This is a genomic window from Frigoribacterium sp. Leaf44 (assembly GCF_001421865.1).
Taxonomy (GTDB): Bacteria; Actinomycetota; Actinomycetes; order Actinomycetales; family Microbacteriaceae; genus Frigoribacterium.
Map to the genome: position 1 here is coordinate 412,138 of NZ_LMLG01000001.1, position 14,906 is coordinate 427,043.

Annotated in this window: 13 protein-coding genes and 1 tRNA gene; 10 read left to right on the forward strand and 4 right to left on the reverse strand. The window is 70.1% G+C overall.

Translation table 11 applies throughout. The features are described 5' to 3' along the window. Window positions 1-41: 41 nt before the first annotated feature. A complete protein-coding gene (locus ASE87_RS01970; protein ID WP_056225524.1) occupies window positions 42-851 on the reverse strand; it encodes a DUF1206 domain-containing protein in 810 nt (269 codons plus the stop codon). A 178-nt stretch (window positions 852-1,029) separates the two neighbouring features. Here ASE87_RS01970 and ASE87_RS01975 point away from each other — a divergent pair, with 178 nt between their 5' ends. The 8 genes from ASE87_RS01975 (at window position 1,030) to ASE87_RS02010 (ending at window position 10,319) form a co-directional block, all read left to right on the forward strand. Next, complete coding sequence (locus ASE87_RS01975; protein ID WP_056225527.1) at window positions 1,030-2,295, forward strand: aspartate kinase; 1,266 nt, start codon at window positions 1,030-1,032, stop codon at window positions 2,293-2,295. Between the two features lie 137 nt (window positions 2,296-2,432). Next, window positions 2,433-3,485 carry an aspartate-semialdehyde dehydrogenase gene (locus ASE87_RS01980; protein WP_056225530.1) on the forward strand — a complete coding sequence of 351 codons (1,053 nt, stop codon included), beginning with the start codon at window positions 2,433-2,435 and terminating at the stop codon, window positions 3,483-3,485. 126 nt (window positions 3,486-3,611) lie between these two features. Further along, window positions 3,612-5,093, forward strand: a complete 1,482-nt coding sequence (locus ASE87_RS01985; RefSeq protein ID WP_082452238.1) for a malate:quinone oxidoreductase — start codon at window positions 3,612-3,614, stop codon at window positions 5,091-5,093. Window positions 5,094-5,171: 78 nt separating this feature from the next. Further along, complete coding sequence (locus ASE87_RS01990; protein ID WP_082059931.1) at window positions 5,172-6,344, forward strand: Rv2578c family radical SAM protein; 1,173 nt, start codon at window positions 5,172-5,174, stop codon at window positions 6,342-6,344. A gap of 232 nt (window positions 6,345-6,576) precedes the next feature. Continuing rightward, complete coding sequence (locus ASE87_RS01995) at window positions 6,577-7,809, forward strand: sensor histidine kinase (protein ID WP_043594785.1); 1,233 nt, start codon at window positions 6,577-6,579, stop codon at window positions 7,807-7,809. After that, complete coding sequence (locus ASE87_RS02000; protein WP_056225533.1) at window positions 7,806-8,978, forward strand: hypothetical protein; 1,173 nt, start codon at window positions 7,806-7,808, stop codon at window positions 8,976-8,978. Before ASE87_RS01995 ends, ASE87_RS02000 begins: the two co-directional genes overlap by 4 nt. Continuing rightward, window positions 8,965-9,714 (forward strand): response regulator, encoded by a 750-nt coding sequence (locus ASE87_RS02005; RefSeq protein WP_082059932.1) that lies wholly within the window; start codon window positions 8,965-8,967, stop codon window positions 9,712-9,714. The genes ASE87_RS02000 and ASE87_RS02005 overlap by 14 nt, the downstream gene beginning before the upstream one ends. Next, window positions 9,714-10,319 (forward strand): thymidine kinase, encoded by a 606-nt coding sequence (locus ASE87_RS02010; RefSeq protein ID WP_043594787.1) that lies wholly within the window; start codon window positions 9,714-9,716, stop codon window positions 10,317-10,319. The genes ASE87_RS02005 and ASE87_RS02010 overlap by 1 nt, the downstream gene beginning before the upstream one ends. A 174-nt stretch (window positions 10,320-10,493) precedes the next feature. Here the strand turns inward: ASE87_RS02010 and ASE87_RS02015 are convergent. The 3 genes from ASE87_RS02015 to ASE87_RS02025 all read right to left on the reverse strand — a co-directional run bounded on the left by ASE87_RS02015 (window position 10,494) and on the right by ASE87_RS02025 (window position 14,169). Further along, window positions 10,494-10,567, reverse strand: a tRNA-Pro gene (locus tag ASE87_RS02015). A 78-nt stretch (window positions 10,568-10,645) separates the two neighbouring features. Next, window positions 10,646-11,566 (reverse strand): metallophosphoesterase, encoded by a 921-nt coding sequence (locus ASE87_RS02020; protein WP_157489636.1) that lies wholly within the window; start codon window positions 11,564-11,566, stop codon window positions 10,646-10,648. 44 nt (window positions 11,567-11,610) lie between these two features. Further along, entirely contained in the window at window positions 11,611-14,169 is a 2,559-nt protein-coding gene (locus ASE87_RS02025) for a transglycosylase domain-containing protein (RefSeq protein WP_056225538.1), read from the reverse strand. Window positions 14,170-14,219: 50 nt separating this feature from the next. Between ASE87_RS02025 and ASE87_RS16440 the strand changes: the two genes are divergently transcribed. After that, window positions 14,220-14,378, forward strand: a complete 159-nt coding sequence (locus ASE87_RS16440; protein WP_167599048.1) for a hypothetical protein — start codon at window positions 14,220-14,222, stop codon at window positions 14,376-14,378. Continuing rightward, the gene (locus tag ASE87_RS02030; protein WP_043594789.1) at window positions 14,378-14,848 is read left to right on the forward strand and encodes a RidA family protein; all 471 of its coding nucleotides are present in this window, start codon (window positions 14,378-14,380) and stop codon (window positions 14,846-14,848) included. Before ASE87_RS16440 ends, ASE87_RS02030 begins: the two co-directional genes overlap by 1 nt. Window positions 14,849-14,906: the final 58 nt, after the last annotated feature.

The window sequence follows — 14,906 nt, forward strand, 5'->3', positions numbered from 1 at the left end:
CGACCCGCGCCTCCTGAGGCCGTGCGGCGGGCGCCTGCCCGTCAGAGGCGGGCGCGCCGTGCCCGGACGACGCAGTACGCGCCGTAGGCCATGAGCCCCAGGGCGACGGCCGTCAGCACCACCACTCCGAAGGGCAGGGCCGCCAGGGCCCTCAGGGCGCCGTCGAGCCCCGTGGCCTCGCTCGGGTCCGAGGTGATCGCCGCGACCGCGAACAGCACGCCGACGACGGCCAACGCGATCCCCTTGGCCACGTAACCCGTGACGCCCAGGGCGACCGTGCCACGTCCCGCCGCACCCCCCGGCAGCGTGAGGTCCTCGCGGAACTTCTGCTTCACGCCCTTCACGACGAAGTAGGCCCCGATCGCCACGATGGCGAGCGCGACGACGACGAGCAGCACGACGCCCCCAGGAGCGGAGAGCAGCCGGGCGCTGAGCGTCTGGGTCTGTCCGGAGCTGTCCGACGACGAGCCCCGGGCGAAGGTGAAGGCCGTGAACCCGACGGCGAGGTAGGCGACGCCCTTGCCGCCCTCCTTCGCGCGCTCGGCCCAGGCGTCCTCGTCGGTCCCCCGGACGAGAGCGGCTTCGAGCACCTGGAACAGGCCGAGGCCCCAGAGCCCCACGACGATCAGCCAGAGGAGGAAGACCCCGCCCGGACGGGACGCGAACTGCCCGAGGGCACCGCCCTGGTCGGCCTCGCCGCCACCGCCGAACGCGACGCCGAGGGCGATCACGCCGATCACGACGTGGAGCAGGCCGTTCATGGCGAAACCGACGCGGGCGGCGGTCGTGAGGGCGCGGCTGTCCTGGAGGCGGCTGGCGGCGCCGCGGGCCTGGTCGGTGGTGTCGGGCATCGGTCCACCGTAGGGGAGAGGCGTCGACGCCGCCCTCCGTGCTCCGATGCGCGACCCCTCGGGGCCGTCCGCGGGACACCGAGCCGTGTGCGTCACACGCCCTCGACACCGAATAGAATCGCCGGACGCAGGCGTGAGCCGTCCTCCGGCGCGCCCAGTCCCCTTCTCAGGAGTCACCGTGAGCTTGATCGTGCAGAAATTCGGCGGGTCGTCCGTCGCCGATGCCGAGAGCATCAAGCGCGTCGCCAAGCGCATCGTCGAGACGCGCAAGGCCGGCAACGACGTCGTCGTGGCCGTCAGCGCGATGGGCGACACCACCGACGAGCTGCTCGACCTGGCCAACGAGGTCAGTCCGCTCCCCGGCGGCCGCGAGCTCGACATGCTGCTCACCGCGGGCGAGCGCATCAGCATGGCCCTGCTCGCCATGGCGATCCGCAGCCTGGGCGTCGAGGCCCGCTCGTACACCGGCAGCCAGGCCGGCATGATCACCGACGCCCAGCACGGCAAGGCCCGCATCGTCGACGTGACACCCGGCCGGGTGCGCGACGCCCTCGACGCCGGGTACGTGGCCATCGTCGCCGGCTTCCAGGGGTTCAACCGATCCACGGGTGACATCACGACCCTCGGTCGAGGTGGCTCCGACACGACCGCCGTCGCCCTCGCGGCGGCGCTCGACGCCGACGTGTGCGAGATCTACACCGACGTCGACGGCGTCTTCACGGCCGACCCGCGCGTCGTGCCCAAGGCCCGAAAGCTCGACCGCGTCACGAGCGAAGAGATGCTCGAGCTCGCCGCCGCCGGGTCGAAGGTGCTCTACATCCGTGCCGTCGAGTACGCCCGGCGTCACGGGGTCACCCTGCACGTCCGCTCGTCGTTCAACAACAACGAGGGCACGCTCGTCGTCAACCCGAAAGAGGGAGAGAACGTGGAAGAACCCATCATCAGCGGGGTCGCGGGCGACCTCAGCGAGGGCAAGATCACCGTCGTCGGCGTCCCCGACGTGCCGGGCAAGGCCGCCCAGATCTTCCGCACGGTCGCCAAGACCGGCGCCAACATCGACATGATCGTGCAGAACGTGTCGGCGGCGTCGACCAGCCGCACCGACATCTCGTTCACCCTGCCGAAGTCCGAGGGCGCCGTCGTGCTCCAGGCCCTCGAGTCGGACCGCTCCGAGATCGGCTTCGAGTCGCTGCAGTACGACGACCAGATCGGCAAGCTCGCGCTCGTCGGTGCGGGCATGCGCACCAACGCCGGCGTCTCGGCGCGACTGTTCACGGCCCTCTTCGAGGCCGGCATCAACATCGAGATGATCTCGACCAGCGAGATCCGCATCTCGGTGGTCACCCGGGCCGACACCCTGAACGACGCACTCCGCGTCGTCCACACGGCCTTCGGTCTCGACGCCGAGGTCGACGCGGTCGTCCACGGCGGCACCGGCCGCTGACGCGACCCGGTCCTCGACCAGGAGGCGCGCGCGGCTCTCGCACCGCGCCTCCCGACCCTGCTCCCGCCGTTCCGCGGCCTGCACCACCGAACCCGGCACCACCGAACCCTGCACCACCGAACCCCCAGGAGGCACCCATGGCCGAAGGACTGCGCGTCGGCGTGATCGGCGCGACCGGACAGGTCGGCAAGGTCATGCGCACGCTGCTCGACGAGCGCGACTTCCCGGTCGCCGAGATCCGCTTCTTCGCCACCGCCCGATCGGCGGGCACGACCCTGCCCTTCCGCGGGGTCGAGATCGTCGTCGAGGACATCGAGACGGCCGATCCCGCCGGTCTCGACATCGCCCTCTTCTCGGCCGGCGCCACGGGTTCGCGGGCCCATGCCCCGCGGTTCGCCGCGGCCGGTGCGCTCGTCATCGACAACTCGAGCGCTTGGCGCATGGACCCCGAGGTGCCCTTGGTGGTCAGCGAGGTGAACCCCCACGCCCTGCGCGAGGCGGTGAAGGGCATCGTCGCCAACCCCAACTGCACGACCATGGCGGCCATGCCCGTGCTGAAGGTGCTCGACACCGAGGCCACCCTGCAGCGTCTGATCGTCAGCACCTACCAGGCCGTGTCGGGCAGCGGCCTCGCCGGCGCCGACGAGCTGCTGCAGCAGACCCGCGCCGCGATCGAGGGCGACACCATCGGCCTCGTGCACGACGGACGCGCGGTCGACCTGCCCGAACCGGTGAAGTACGTCCGTCCCATCGCCTTCGACGTCATCCCGCTCGCGGGCAGCATCGTCGACGACGGCATGAACGAGACCGACGAAGAGAAGAAACTGCGCAACGAGAGCCGCAAGATCCTCGAGCGCCCCGACCTGCTGGTCAGCGGCACGTGCGTCCGCGTGCCGGTCTTCACGGGGCACTCGCTCTCGATCAACGCCGAGTTCGCCTCGGACATCACGGTGGAGCGCGCCGAAGAACTGCTGCGCGACGCCCCCGGGGTGGTCCTCACCGACGTCCCGACCCCGCTCGAGGCGGCGGGAGCCGACCCGAGCTTCGTCGGCCGCATCCGTCACGACGAGGGCGTCCCCGGCCACCGTGGGCTCGCGCTCTTCATCAGCAACGACAACCTCCGCAAGGGCGCGGCGCTGAACGCCGTGCAGATCGCCGAGCTCGTCGCCGCCGAGCGCGCCGTCGCCTGATCCCTCGGTGCCGGCCACCTGAGGCCGGTGACGCGACGCACCCCGGTCTCTCGGCATCGAGACACCGGGGTGTCGCCGTCCGGTGGTCACCCGGGGTCGCCGAGGGGGCGGGCCTAGACTGACCTCGTGACCGATGCGAAGAAGCCCGTCGACGTAGCCCTCATCGGGGCAGGCATCATGAGTGCCACCCTCGGTGCCATGATCAAGCAGCTCGAGCCGAGCTGGACGATCCAGATCTACGAGGCGCTGGGCGACGTCGCCCTCGAGTCGAGCAACCCCTGGAACAACGCGGGCACGGGTCACTCCGCCCTCTGCGAGCTCAACTACACGCCCGAACGGTCCGACGGCACGATCGACACCTCGAGCGCCGTCAAGGTCAACGAGCAGTTCCAGGTCTCGCGACAGTTCTGGTCGTTCCTCGTGGCCGAGGGGGCCCTGCCCCAGCCCGACGCCTTCATCAACTCGACCCCGCACATGAGCTTCGTCTGGGGTGAGAAGAACGTGGAGTACCTGCGCAAGCGACACGAGGCACTGCGTGAGCACCCGCTGTTCCAGGGGCTCGAGTTCAGCACCGACTCGTCCGTCATCCGGTCGTGGGCACCGGTCCTCATCCCGGGTCGGGCGAAGGGGCAGCCGATCGCGGCGACGCGCATCGCCGCCGGAACGGACGTCGACTTCGGGTCGCTCACGCGCCTCCTCCTCACGTACCTGCAGGGCGAGGGTGCCCTGCTCGAGGTCGACCACCGCGTCACGAACCTCACGAAGCTCGCCGACGGCACGTGGCGGGTGGCCCTCCGCAAGCAGGTCGGTGGCACGCCGACGACCGTCGACGCACGCTTCGTGTTCGTCGGCGCCGGCGGCGGCGCACTGCACCTGCTGCAGAAGTCGGGCATCGACGAGATCAAGGGCTTCGGCGGGTTCCCGGTCAGTGGTGAGTTCCTCCGCTGCGACGATCCTGCGATCGTCGGCAAGCACCAGGCCAAGGTCTACGGCAAGGCCGCCGTCGGCTCGCCCCCGATGTCGGTCCCGCACCTCGACACCCGCGTCGTCGACGGGCAGGCCAGCCTGATGTTCGGGCCCTATGCCGGCTTCAGCCCGAAGTTCCTCAAGCACGGTTCGATGTTCGACCTGTTCGCCTCGATCCGTGCCCACAACCTGTACCCGATGATCCGCGCCGGGCTCGCCAACCTCTCGCTGGTCAAGTACCTCGTGGGGCAGCTCGCGGCGAGCAAGCAGACCAAGTTCGAGGCGCTCCGCGAGTTCATGCCCGACGCCGATCCGAAGGACTGGTACCGCATCACCGCCGGCCAGCGGGTGCAGGTCATCAAGAAGGACCGCAAGAAGGGCGGGGTGCTGCAGTTCGGCACCGAGGTGATCACGGCGGCCGACGGCACCATCGCGGGTCTGCTCGGCGCGTCCCCGGGGGCGTCCACGGCCGTGCCGATCATGCTCAGCGTGCTCGAGCGGTGCTTCCCCGACCGCATCGCGGCATGGAAGCCGCGACTGAACGCGATGATCCCGACCTACGGCGACGACCTCTCGTCCGACGAGCGGCGGGCCGCGTCGACCATCGGGGCGACCGCCGAGGCGCTGCACATCCACGCCTAGGCCCGGTGCCGGTCCGCGCGACCCCGCACGGAGCGCGCCGGGTTGACCCTGATTCGAACATGTGTTCGAATGGGGGGCATGCGATGGTCCGAGCAAGCGGTCGACACCGAGAACGCCTCGGCGCTGCCCGGTCTGGCGCGACTGAACAACCTGATCACCTCCGTCACGACGCCCGAGTTCGCGGGGGTCACGTTCCACGAGGTGGTCGCCAAGAGTGCTCTCAACCGCGTCCCGGGTGGCGACTCGACTCTGCCATTCGGGTGGACGATCAATCCCTACCGCGGCTGCAGCCACGCCTGCGTGTACTGCTTCGCCCGCCCCACCCACGAGTACCTCGACCTCGACGGCGGCGACGACTTCGACCGCCAGATCGTCGTCAAGGTGAACGTCGCCGAGGTGCTCGCCCGCGAACTCCACCGTCCGACGTGGCAGCACCACCCGGTCGCTCTCGGCACCAACACCGACCCCTATCAGCGTGCCGAGGGTCGGTACCGGCTCATGCCCGGCATCATCGCCGCCCTCGCCGACTCGGGCACCCCCTTCAGCATCTTGACGAAGGGCACGTTGTTGCGGCGCGACCTGCCCCTGCTCGCCGAGGCGGCACAGCACGTGCCCGTCGACCTGGCCATGTCGATCGCCGTCTACGACGACGACCTGCAGCAGTCGGTCGAGCCGGGCACGCCGACGACTGCGGCCCGCCTGGCCACCGTCTCGGCGGCCCGCGAGCTGGGGTTGTCCTGCTCGGTCTTCATGATGCCCGTGCTGCCGTACCTCACCGACGGGCTCGATCACCTGCACGCAGCGCTCGCGGCCGTCCGCGACTCGGGTGCCTCGAGCGTCATGTACAGCGCCTTGCACCTCAAGCCCGGGGTCAAGGAATGGTGGTTCGCCTGGCTCGAACGTGAGCACCCCGAGCTCGTGGTCAAATACCGCGCGCTCTACGCCCAGGGCACCTACGCACCGACGGGCTACCGCTCGTGGCTGGCCGCACGTCTGCGGCCCCTGTTGCGCGAGTACGGCCTCGAGAAGGGCCAGGCCGACCCGTCCACGGGGTCGATGCGCTCCGCGGCGCTCGACGACAGCGCGCGCTCCCTGCGACTCATGGGGCTGAACGGTACCGGCACGGCAGCCACCGGCGCCCTTCCTGGCACCCCCGATCTGACGGTCGGTACCGGTGGCTCCTCCGTTCCCCGGGCACTCATCGCCCACGAACTGCCCGGTGGGGCACGGTCGCAGCCTCGACTGTTCTGAGCCTGCGAGAGTTCAGGGCCGCCGGGCCGTCGGGCCGTCGGGCCGTCGGGCCGTCGGGCCCTCGGGTCGGCGGGCCACGGGGCCCATGGTGTCGCCCCCTCGCCGAGGGGAACGGGGCACAAAACGAAGCATCGGCCCGCCCTTAATCGTCGATGGCCCCACATGTCGGGGTACAGCCCGGGTCCGCCTTCTGCCATGATCTCTCCTGACCCGAACGAGCCGAGGAGGCCGCATGCTGCTCGGCCTCCCCGCCCACCTCGCTCCCGCGGCCGTCGGCGACTCCGTGTCGAGGGCGTGTCACGCCATCGCGGCCACGGTCCTCGCGGCGGCGGCGGCCCTGTTGCTCGCGAAACAGGCCGCCACGCCCGATCTGCTCCTCTGGCCGGCCCTGGTCTCGCTCGTGCCCCTGGTCGTCCTTCTCGTCGTGGTCGAGCGCTCGCGTTCGACGACGGCCCATCTCGCCTACCTGATCGTCGGGACCGCAGCCCTGTACTGGTACGCCGTCACCCTCTTCTCGCAGGTGGCGGCCGTGCAGGCCTCGGACGCCTTCTCGCTCTCGTTGCCCAAGATCGCCCTCGTCATGGTCGGCAGCACCGCCGTCGGCCCTCGTCGAGGTCTCCTCTGGTCGGCCGCGGGTTACGCGGCGGGCGAGCTCGCCACGCAGCTGGCGACGTGGCACACGGGCGCCTCCCTCCGGCTCGACGTCACCGCGCTGCTAGCGTTCGTCCTCGTGGCCGTGGTGACGGGCCATGCCGAGGTGTCGCGGGGACGTGCCCGCGAGGCCCAGCCCCGGCTGCACCGAGCGGCGCTCGAGCAGCAGGTCCAGGGCATCCGCGTCGACATCGAGCAGCAGGCGGCCGCCCTGGTCCACGACACGATCCTCGGGCACCTCGCCGCCCTGGCGACCACCCGTCCCGGAGCCCTGCCGCCCGAGACCGCCCGGTCGATCGCGGCCGACCTCGAGGTGCTCGTGGGGCGGGACTGGCTCTCGCCGGGCTCCGTGCCGCCCGAGGTCGCCGTGAGGGCCGCGGACGCCTGGGAGCGCAGCCGACTGCACGCGGCCGTCGAGCAGTCGCGGTCGGGCGGTCTCGAGGTCGCCGTGACGGGTGACGTCTCGGCGGTCGGTCGCCTCGATCCGGTCACCGGGGACGCCCTTGGTCTGGCCGTCGCGCAGTGCCTCGTCAACGTGGGTCGCCACAGCGGAGCCGACCGGGCCGAGCTCGTCGTGTTCGGCGACGGCACCGACCTGACCGTGATGGTGATCGACGACGGCGTCGGCTTCGACCCGGCTGCGGTGGCCCCCGACCGTCTCGGCCTGACGGCGTCCGTCGAGGCGCGTCTCGCACGCGTCGACGGTCACGTGCAGATCTGGTCGTCCCCCGGCAGCGGCACGTCGATCGTCCTGCGGGTCCCGTTCGCCGTCACGGCGCCGGTCGTCGTCGCCGACGACGGGGTGCCCGCATGACCCTCGCCGCCCCTCCTCGTCCCGGCGGCCGGGCCTCCGGTCGGTCTCCTCAACAGGTCGACCCCCTCGGCGCCCTGGCGGCCCGACCGGTCACCCTCGGGGCGGCCCTCGCCGCATGGCTCGTCGCCGTCGTCGAGACGCTCCTGCGGGCCTCCGACGTGTCCTCACCCTGGGCCGCGGCGGGCGCGCTCGTCGCCGTCGCCGCGGGGGGCGTCGTGCTCGTCGTGTCGGCCGCGCCCCTCCGGGCGCCGTTCGGTTCCGCGGCGCTCTGGGGCGTCGCGGGGGCGTGTGCGGCGGCGGGAGTCCTGTCCGCCCTGGCCACCGCCGGCAGCAACCCCTTCGTGAGGGACGACTGGGCGGGGATCGCCTCGGGGGTCCTCCTGCTCGGAGTCGCCCCGTACCGCTCGGCGCGAGAGATCCTCGCCGCCGGAGGTGCCGTGGCCGTGGTCCTCGCCGTCGTGGTCCTGGTCGAGGCCCCGGGTTTCGTCACGCCCGTGCCCACCGCGTCGTACGTCGTGGTCGCCCTCACGCCGTTGCTCGCCCTGACGGTCGCCGCGGCGACCTTCTCGAACGTCTTCGTCGCGCACGTCGAGGGGTGGGTGTCCCGAGCCACGGGATTCCGCAGAGCCAGCACCGACGACCTGAGGGTGACCCTCGCCCGGTCGGTCCAGCAGGACCGCGTCACCGTGCTCAACCGCGAGGTCGTGCCGTTCTTCGCGCGCCTCGTCGCCTCCGGTCGGATCGGCGAGGAGGACGCCGACGAGGCACGGCGCGTCGCCGACTCGTTGCGCGCCTCCTTGGTGGCCGACGCCGACGCGACGTGGCTGGCCCGGCGTCTCGCCGCGCCCGGCCGCCGGGTGCCGACCCAGGTCGTCGACCCCGATCGACTCGCCGACCGCCTGGGCCCGGAGCACCGCACAGCGCTCTGGGCGCTCTTCGCGGCGGTGGACGACGTCGAGGTCGTCGAGGCTCGCTCGCTCCGGGTCGTGCTCGAGGCCGAGGAGGCGCGGGTCGACATCGCGATCGACCTCGCGTTCGGGTCGTCGGCCGCCGCCGCGCGACGGTCGCTCGCCCCCTGTCTGACCGTGCTCCGCCTCGTCTCGGGCGACCTGCGGGTCGACCGGGCACCCTCGCATCTGACACTAAGGTTTTCTTATGACCAGCACTGAGTCGAGCGGTCGCTCGTCCCAACGTCCGGGCTTCGGGAGGCCCGTCGCAGCACCCTCGTGGGCCACCGTCGGCCCGGGGTCCGACGCACCGCCCGCCCGTCGCGTCCGGCTCGCCATCCTCGACGACCACGAGGTGCTGCTCGACAGCCTGAGCAGCTGGATCAACGTGAACGCCTACGACTTCGACCTCGTCCTCACGGCGCACACCTGGCTGCAGCTGGTGCACAGCGACAACTTCCCGACCGACCTCGTCTTCCTCGACTTCCAGTTGAAAGAGCCCGTCTCGATCGAGGCCCGGGTCCGTACCTGCCGGGCTGCCGGGGCCAAGGTCGTCGTCCTGTCGAGCCTCGACACCCGCGAGTCGCGCGAACGTGCCCTCGAGGCGGGGGCGTCGGCCTTCCTGTCGAAGACCCTGCCGATGCGCGAGGTGATGGACGCCGCCCGCCAGGTCATGGGGGTCGCCCGTGACAACTCGCCTCAGCGCGACTGGCGTCCGCTCCCGGCCGGTGCCGCGAACCAGACCAGGCCCAAGCTCAGCGCCGGCGAGGCCGAGGCGTTCCGGTTGTACGTCTCGGGTTTCAGCACCAACGAGGTCGCTGCTCAGATGAACGTCCAGTACGAGACGGCGAAGACGTTCCTCCGTCGGGTGCGCGAGAAGTACGCCAAGGCCAACCGACCGGCCAGCAAGAAGTCCGAGCTCATCCGTCGGGCGGCCGAAGACGGTTACCTCCAGTAGTGGCCAAGCTCTACTTCCGCTACGGCGCGATGAACAGCGGCAAGAGCACGGCTCTGCTGCAGGCCGCCTACAACTACGAAGAACGCGGTCAGCGTGTGCTGCTGGCCAAACCGGGTGTCGACACCAAGGGCGACGACGCCATCGTCTCGCGGTTGGGAGTCACCCGGGCCGCGGACGTCACCTTCGCCCCCGACGACGAGGTGCGGCAGGTCTTCCTGGCCCGACGTGACGCCGTCCGTGACGAGACGGGCTCGAGTCTCGCCTGCCTGCTGGTCGACGAGGCGCAGTTCCTGGCCCCGCACCAGATCGACGACCTCCTGCGCATCGCGATCCTCGACGACGTCCCGGTGCTGGCCTACGGCATCCGGACGGACTTCCGCACGGTGGCCTTCCCCGGCAGCCGCCGGCTGCTCGAGGTGGCGCACTCGCTCGAAGAGCTCAAGACGATCTGCCGCTGCGGTCGCAAGGCGGTCTTCACGGCGCGTACGGTCGGCGACCGGTTCGTGTTCGACGGCGACCAGGTCGCGATCGACGGCCAGCAGGTGACGTACGAGTCGCTCTGCGGTGCGTGCTACCTCGCCGAGTCCGGCGGCCGCCTCGCCTGACCCCGGATGTCCCCGAAGGGGGAACCATCTGCTGTGTCGCCCGAAGGGCGAACCAACAAGCACAGAAAATCAAATGGCTCCACCCAAGGGTGGAGCCATTTGCCGTATCGCCCGAAGGGCGAACCGATGAACACAAAGAAATTGGCTCCACCCAAAGGTGGAGCCAATTTCTTGTCGGGGTAGCGGGATTCGAACCCACGACCTCCTCGTCCCGAACGAGGCGCGCTACCAAGCTGCGCCACACCCCGATGTCTTCGCGTTCTCACGTGAAGCAACCTGACAAGAATAGCCCATGTTCGGGCCTGCTCGTGTCACTCGGGTGGAGCTCAGGCCGTGAGGGTCACGATCACGGCTTCGGGCCGGCACGAGAACCGGACGGGGGCGTAGATCGAGGTGCCCAGGCCGGCCGAGATCTCGAGGTGTGCGGTCTTGCGGGCATGGCTCCAGGTCGTCAGTCCGCTGACCTTGCTGCGAGGCAGGTCGCAGTTGGTGACGAGCGCCCCGTAGCCGGGCACCTGCACCTGTCCACCGTGCGTGTGACCGCCGAAGATGACGTCCGCACCGTTGTTGACGAACGAGTTGAGCACGCGCTGGTAAGGAGCGTGGGTGACGCCGATGCTGATGGGGTCGGGCCCGCCGCGATCGTCCTGCCAACCGACGTTCTCGCGGAGGTCGTCGAGGGCGCCGGGGATGCGGTCCAGACGGTCCCACCCGCGGTGTGCGTCGTTGACACCGAACAGTTCGAGTCGCGAGCCCCGCAGCTCGAGCGCTCGTGCCCTGTTGTTCAGGTCGAGCCAGCCGAGTTGGTCGGTGAAGAACGACTGCATGCGGTCGATGTCGAGGTCGACCGGCGCGCGGTGGGCCTTGCTCGGCCCGCCGAAGTAGGCCAGGGGGTTCTTGGGGGAGGGGCCGTAGTAGTCGTTGGAGCCGTTCACGAAGACCCCGGGGACTCCGCGGAAGGGTTCGAGCGCGTATTCGAGAGCGGTGTGGGCGTCCTCGTGACCGATGTTGTCGCCGGTGTTGACGATGAGATCGGGCTCGAGCACGGCGAGACCCCGGACCCATTCTTGCTTCTCGGACTGCCAGGGGGCGAGGTGCAGGTCGGACAGGTGCAGGATCGTGAGCGTCCGCGAGCCGGGCTCGAGGACGGGCAACACCTCGTGCCGCACCGTGAACCGGCTGCGCTCGACGAAGACGCCCCATGCCAGTGCTCCGAGGCCGACGGCCGCGCCCGCTGCTGCGGTCACGGCCGTCGTCTGGAGGGCGCTCGGCCCACCGGTGGTTCGTGGGCTCACGCGCAGTTGCCCGGGTCGTTGCCGTCCTTGTCGCCGTAGACCGTCAGCCCGATGGCCGAGTCCTTGGCGACGGACGTGTTGGCAGCGGGATTCGTGGACGCGACCTGGCAGGCGTTCTTCCCGTCTCCGGGGGTGAATCCCGCGATCGACACCTTGGACGTGTCGAAGCCGGCCCCACCGATCGACTTGACGGCGTCGCCCACCTTCTGCCGCGTCACGTCGGGGACAGCGGCGGCACCGCTGCCGTCACTCGTGAAGACCTTGACGGTCGTGCCCTTCGACACGACGGTGCCGACGGCGGGGTCCGAACCGATGACCTGACCGGCAGGCAGAGCCGACGGCTGGGTGCCGCCGTCCTCGTACGCCAGGGACACGCCTCTCAGCAGCGCCTGGGCCGCCGACGGGGTCGTGCCGGCCATGTCGGGGACGGCCACGCCCGAGCCGCGGAGGACGGCTCCCGAGGCGTCCCCGAAGGCGGTCCCCGGGTACACCGTGTTGTTCACGGTCTGAACGGCCTTGAAGTACTGCGGTCGGGCGTTCGCGTAGCTGCCGAAGCGGCTCTGGTTCGGTGACGTCACCGTGCGGAGGCTCTTCTTGCCACCGTCGGCGTTGCCCTGCCAGACCACCGTGGCGAGCTTCGTCGTGGCGCCGGCGATCCAGATCTGGTCCTTGGCGTCGGTGGTTCCGGTCTTGCCGATCTCGGGGTACCCGTCGGCGGGCAGACCGCCGACGGCGGTACCGTTCCGCCACAGTCCCTGCATGGCGACGGCAGCGGCCGCGGCGACCTGGGGGTCGACCGCCTGGTTGCAGGACTGGGGCTGACCACCGAGGTCGGCTCCGTTGGCGTCCTTGATGTTGTCGACGATGATCGGCGCGCAGTAGGTGCCGCCCGAGGCGATGCCGGCATAGGCCGCAGCCATCGTCAGGGGCGCGATCTCGTCGGCCGAGCCGAGGATGGCGGACGCGTAGTCGTGCAGCGGAGCACCGTCGGCGCGGTGCACGCCGAGCTTCTTCGCCACGCCCTGGATGTCGGCGATGTCGAGCTTCTCCGCCATGGCGGCGTAAGCCGTGTTCATCGACTTCGCGGTGGCGTCGGCGACGCTCATCTGGCCGGGCTGTTCGCCCGCGTCGTTCTTCGGCGAGTACTTGTTGCCACGGCTGCCATTGATCGTCATGTTGAACGTCCGGGGCTTGGCGTTCACCGACTCGTAGATTCCGTGGCCCTGTTCGATCCAGTCGATCAGCGTGAACGGCTTGTAGGTCGATCCGGGCTGGAATCCGCCCGATCCGCCGTAGTCGTAGTCCGTGCTGTAGTTGACCGAGGTCAGCGTCGGGTCAGGACTCACGACCTCGGAGAAGGCCGTGTTCTGCGCCATCACGATGACGCGGCCCGTCCCGGCCTCGACGGAGTCCACGACGCTGCCGAGCTTCAGGCGGCTCTCGGACGCCGGAGCGAACTTGTCGATCTGTGCCTTGGCGTTCTCGGTCAGGTCGAGGTTCAGGGTCGTGTAGACGCTGTACCCGCCGGTGTTCCAGTTGGCCTGGCGTTCCTCGGGCGTAGAGCCGAGGACGGCCAGGTCCTTGATGCTCTTCTTCACGTAGTCGCAGAAGTACGCCGCCGAGGCGACGGTCACGGCGCCGCAGCCCTGGGTGGGCGCCGTCAACACGACGTAGCTCTCGACCGGGGTGGCGAGGGAGGCATCGGCCGTCGCCTGGTCGATGTCCTTCTCGGCCAGCATCGACTTGATGATGACGTCGCGCCGGGCCTTGTTGGCCGGGTACTTCTCGGGCGTCGACATGTTGCGCGAGTCCGGGTACTGGACGATCGCGATGAGGCTCGCGGCCTCGGGGACGGTCAGGTCGGCGGCGCTCTTGTTGTAGTAGTGCTGTGCGGCGGCCTGCACGCCGTAGGTCTGGTCGCCGAAGTAGGCGATGTTGAGGTAGGCCAGCAGGATGTCGTCCTTGCTGTACTTCTTCTCGAGCCCGATCGCGAACTTCATCTCTTCGAGCTTGCGGTCGAGGGTCGTCGTGGTCGCCTCCTTGTAGGCGGCGTCACGCTCGTCCGCGGTCGGCAGCTGCTGCGACTGCGCGATGCGGATGTTGCGGACGAGCTGCATCGTCAGGGTCGAACCACCACCGCTCGCGCCGAGCTCGCCGGCCCCGGCCGAGCCGACTGCCGCGCGCACGAGGGAGGTCACGTCGACCCCGCCGTGCTCGTAGAAGCGCCGGTCCTCACCGGCGACGACGGCGGTCTTCAGGTTCTCGCTGACCTGGTCCCACTTGAGTTCGACGCGGTTCTCGCTGTAGAGGGTCGCGAAGGGCACCTGCTGCCCGCCCTGGCTCGCGTACAGCGTGTTGCGCTGCTGCAGCTTGCCGATCTCGATGTAATCGGGGATCGACTCGAAGACGCCGATCGAACTCGAGGCCGTCATGCCGGCGACCGCGATGGCCGGCGTCACGCCGATGGTCACCAGGAGGCCGGCCAGGACGCTGAAGCCGACGAATCCGAAGAGTGCCCCGATGGCGGACGTGGGCTTCGATTTTGGGGCAGACATAGGATCAGAGTAAGCGACATCGCTGATTTTCAAGCTGAACGGAAGCCGAAATGGTCCTTTGGGAGTACACGACGACGCCCCTGCTGGTGCACAACAGCACGGCGATCCTCAACAACTGGGGCTCCGACGGATGGGAACTCGTCCAGGTGACCCAGGGGCCCGAGGGTGGTCCCGTCGCGTGGCTCAAGCGCCCTCGGCAGGACGCCTGATGACGACGGTCGACGAGCGCCTGGCCGAGCTCGGTCTCGTCCTCCCTCCCGTCGCGGCACCCGCGGGCTCGTACGTCCCGGCCCTCCGCACGGGGTCGCTCGTCTACACCGCGGGTCAACTGCCGTTCGTCGACGGGCGGCTGCCGACCACGGGCAAGGTGGGTGAGGGTCACGGGCTGGTCGAGCCCGCCGACGCGCAGGCGATGGCCGCGACCTGCGTGCTGAACGCCCTCGCCGCTGCGGCGACGGTGCTCGATTCGCTCGACGACGTCGTCCGCGTCGTCAAGCTGACCGGTTTCGTCGCCTCCGATCCCGACTTCTCCGGCCAGCCCGGGGTGATCAACGGCGCGTCCGACCTCCTCGGGCAGATCTTCGGCGAGGCCGGGCGTCACGCCCGAAGTGCCGTGGGGGTCGCGGTGTTGCCGCTCGACTCGCCCGTCGAGGTCGAGCTCGTCCTCGAGGTCCGCTGACGCGCCTCCTCGTCCGGTCACGACGACGGCCCCTCCTCTCGACGAGGAGGGGCCGTCG